The organism is Peribacillus sp. N1 (assembly GCF_054600815.1).
Genome location: NZ_BAAHZO010000124.1, coordinates 1 through 234 on the forward strand (window position 1 = coordinate 1; position 234 = coordinate 234).

At 35.9% G+C, this 234-nt stretch carries 1 protein-coding gene; it reads left to right on the forward strand.

Annotation, left to right across the window (positions count from 1 at the left end; all coding sequences use genetic code 11):
• Window position 1: 1 nt before the first annotated feature.
• A partial coding sequence (locus ACYP5M_RS26800) for an SDR family NAD(P)-dependent oxidoreductase (RefSeq protein ID WP_459735761.1) occupies window positions 2-234 on the forward strand: 233 nt, incomplete at its 3' end.

Here is a 234-nt window from a genome sequence, read left to right on the forward strand (position 1 = left end):
TATGCCAAATATTCAAGATAAAGTTGTCATTATTACAGGTGCTTCTTCTGTGATTGGAGAAGCTACTGCAAAAGAACTTGCGTCTATAGGTGCAAAGTTGGTACTTGCAGCTCGTCGTGAAGATCGTTTAAAGAAATTAAAAGATGAAATTAAAAACAATGGTGGACAAGCTATTTATAAAGTAAAGCATGTTACTTCTCGTCAACATAAGGAAGAACTCTCAGCGTATGCACT